The organism is Luteibacter sp. P4_E6 (assembly GCF_056401535.1).
In genome coordinates this window covers 1-3521 of record NZ_JBFUJE010000413.1, presented here as the reverse complement: position 1 = coordinate 3521, position 3521 = coordinate 1, and the positions used below count along the sequence as shown (strand labels likewise).

Annotated in this window: 4 protein-coding genes; all 4 read left to right on the top strand. The window is 65.5% G+C overall.

The features are described 5' to 3' along the window. The first annotated feature begins 195 nt into the window (after positions 1 to 195). A complete protein-coding gene (locus tag AC1DT2_RS18275) occupies positions 196 to 762 on the top strand; it encodes a YqgE/AlgH family protein (RefSeq protein ID WP_063573348.1) in 567 nt (188 codons plus the stop codon). 12 nt (positions 763 to 774) lie between these two features. Continuing rightward, positions 775 to 1194: a Holliday junction resolvase RuvX gene (ruvX, locus tag AC1DT2_RS18270; protein WP_477297900.1), complete on the top strand. Its 420-nt coding sequence runs from the start codon at positions 775 to 777 to the stop codon at positions 1192 to 1194. A 37-nt stretch (positions 1195 to 1231) separates the two neighbouring features. Next, on the top strand, positions 1232 to 2158 hold the full coding sequence (locus tag AC1DT2_RS18265; protein ID WP_063573352.1) for an aspartate carbamoyltransferase catalytic subunit: 927 nt from the start codon (positions 1232 to 1234) through the stop codon (positions 2156 to 2158). Positions 2159 to 2226: 68 nt separating this feature from the next. Then, positions 2227 to 3521: hypothetical protein (locus AC1DT2_RS18260; protein ID WP_477297898.1), on the top strand; the 1295-nt coding region annotated here is incomplete at its 3' end.

Sequence of the window (3521 nt, the reverse complement as noted above, 5' to 3'; positions counted from 1 at the left end):
GGTCATAGTCCTTCCAGGCTGACGGCGACGACGCCAGTGCGCCAAACGCGACCGAGCCTCCTGCGAGCAGGACAAATACCTTTGTAAACATCGTCTTTCCCATGAAACAGACTCCTTTCGTGTAGGGCCCCAACCTAGCCGAATGGCGCTGAATATTCGCGCACGAGTCATGGTCGTAGTGGCTACAATGAGGCCATGACGATCGCCAACACCTTCGCGGGGCAATTTCTTATTGCGATGCCCTCCCTGGCCGAACCTCCGTTCGCGAGAGGCGTCGCCTTTCTTTGCCAGCATGGCGAGGACGGCGCGGTCGGCCTACTGATCAATCAGATCTCCGAATACCGTCTCGGCGACGTGCTCGCGCAGATGAAACTCGACTGCGAAGATCCGGAGATCGCGGACTACCCGGTGCTCATTGGCGGTCCCGTGCAGCAGGAGCGCGGTTTCGTACTCCATCGTGAGCCGGGACGCTGGGACTCCAGCTACCGCGTCAACGAAGACTGGTCGGTCACGACCTCGCGCGACATCCTCGTCGCCATGGCCAAGGGCGAAGGTCCGCGCCGTGCCGTCGTCACGCTCGGCTATGCCGGCTGGGAAGCCGGTCAGCTCGAGCAGGAAGTCATGGACAACGCCTGGCTGACCACCCGCGCCGACGAACGCATCATCTTCGATACACCGCTCGACGAACGCTGGACCGCCGCCACGCGCAAGCTGGGTGTGACCGACCCCTCCCAGATCGCCGGCTATGCCGGCCACGCCTGAGTTCGGGGCGCGATGAGCTGTCTGTTCGGATTCGACGTCGGGACGAAGATCGTCGGCGTGGCCGTCGGTAATCGGCTTACCGGCACGGCACGCGCGCTTGCCGCCGTCCCGGTCCGCGATGGCCAGCCGGACTGGCAGACCCTCGATACGCTGCGCCGCGAATGGCTGYCGACGGAGCTCGTGGTCGGGCTGCCACTCGACAACGACGGCAAGGAACAACCGATGACACGCACCGCGCGTCGCTTCGCCGAACGCCTGGGCGAACGCTACGGTCTGCCAGTCGCCTTCGCCGACGAACGCATGAGTTCGCAGGAAGCGGCACGCCGTTTCGCCGCCGCGCGTGCGGCCGGTACACGCAAGAAGTCGGACGTGAAGTCGATCGATGCCGAAGCCGCCGCCGTCATCCTCGAAACGCATCTCGCCCAGTTCTAAGAACCGTTTCAATCCACCCCTTGAGGACGTCGACGTCATGTCACAACGCCTGCGCCACCTGACCACCCTCGAGAACCTGCCGCGCGAAACCATCGAGCGCCTGCTCGATCGCGCCAACAGCATGCGTGAAGCGACCGCACATGGCACACGCAAGCTCGACCTGCTCGGCGGCCGCACGGTGCTCAACCTGTTCTTCGAACCCTCCACGCGCACGCGCACGTCGTTCGAGCTGGCTGCACGCCGGCTCGGTGCCGACGTGATCAACTTCGACATCGGCTTCTCGTCGACCGCGAAGGGCGAGGAGCTGTTCGACACGCTGCATACCCTCGAAGCGATGCACCTGGACACGATCATCGTGAGGCATAAGGAGTCGGGCACGCCGGACTCGCTGGTCAAGCACGCGATGAGCGGCGTGGCCGTGGTCAACGCCGGCGACGGCAATCGCGCGCACCCCACCCAGGGCCTGCTCGACGCACTGACCATCCGCAACCATCACCCGGATTTTCGCAAGCTGCGCATCGTGATCTGCGGCGACGTGCGGCACTCGCGCGTCGCCCGCTCCGATGTGCACGCTTTCACGGCGCTGGGTGCGAAGGATGTCCGACTCGTCGGTCCGTCCTCACTGCTGCCGGCTGAAGGCGAACTGGAAGGCGTGACTCTCCACGAGGATTTCGACGAGGCGATCGAAGGCGCCCACGCCGTGATCATGCTGCGACTTCAGAAAGAACGCATGGCCTCCACGGACCTGCCCGACGAAGCCGCCTACTTCGAGCGCTTCGGCCTCGACACGAAACGGCTCGCCCGTGCCGCCAAGGGCTGCCTGGTGATGCATCCTGGCCCGATAAACCGCGGCATCGAGATCGCCACCGAGGTCGCCGATGGCGCCCAGTCGCGCATCCTCGAGCAGGTGGGCAATGGGGTGTTCGTGCGCATGGCCGTCCTGGCTGAGGTCATGGGACGCTGATCCCGCGCCGGGCCCGGCTTCCGGCATAATGGCCGGACCAAGGGACAACTCAAACAATGGGATACGAAATGCGACCGACGAAGCGACTCATCGCGCTCGGCGTCGCCAGCGTGCTGCTGGCGGCCTGCGGCCACAAGGACAAGGACGCCCCGCTGGCCTTCGTGCCGGCCGACACACCGTACGTAGCCGCCAGCCTCGACAAGCTGGACGACGACGCCTATGAGGCCATGCTCAACCAGGTCAACACCGAGCTGCCCAGCCAGGTCGCCCAGATGAAGGCGCTGGCCCAGGACATGGAAGCCAAGGGCAACGTCGATGGCTCCCACCTCATGAAGGCAGTGGCCGCCGAGTTCGACGGCAAGACCGCCGAAGCGGCGCTGAAGAACCTCGGCCTCGACATCAAGACCGGCTCGGCCATCTATGGCCTGGGCCTCAGCCCGGTGGCGCGTGTCTCGCTCGCCGACCCCGCTGCCTGGGAAGGCTTCGTCGGCCGCCTCGAGACGGCCTACGGTAAGAAGCTGGAAACCGCCGATGCCGGCGGCCAGACCTACCGTCATGTGGCCATCTCCGACACCGGTATCCAGTTGGTCATCGCCACGGTGGGCAAGCAGGCGGTGGTCTCGCTGCTGCCGGCCGATGCCGCGCAGCCGATGATCCGTCAGGCGCTGGGCGCCGACCGTCCGGAAAAGAGCCTCCAGGAAGACGGTCGCCTCGCCGACCTCGCCAAGGACAAGGGCTACAAGGACTACGCCGTCGGTCAGCTGGACCTCACCCGTCTCCTGCCCCTGATCGCGGCAGGCAAGGATCCGCTCTTCGCTGCCTTCATCAAGCAGCAGTCGGCCAAGACCGGCGAGCCTGCCCCCGTGCTTCCGGCAAGCTGCCAGACAGAAGCGTCGCGCATTGCCGCCCGCGTGCCGTCGATCAGCTTCGGCTACACCAAGCTCGACCTTCACCACCAGGAACAGCGCGTCGACGTGGCACTTGCCGACGACATCACCAAGGCCTTCTCGGGCCTGAAGGTAGAGCTGCCGGGACTGGGTCAGGACGCGACGGCACCGTTCGACGTCAGCCTCGCGCTGCCTGTCGAACAGATCCGTACCTTCATGACCGCCCAGTCCGAAGCGGTCGCCGCGAAGCCGTTTGAATGCCCGGCCTTCGCCAATATGAATGACAGTTTCACCAAGCTCGGGTCGACGATGCAGCAGGCGGCCATTCCGCCGTTTGGCGACATCCGCGGCGTGCGCATCGTCATCGACTCGTTCAAGCCGGCGGCATCCGCTGCGCAGATGCCGCAGATCACGGGCCGCGTCGTGCTTGCCACCCGCAATGCCCCGGGGCTGCTCGCGATGGGTCAGGCCGTGCT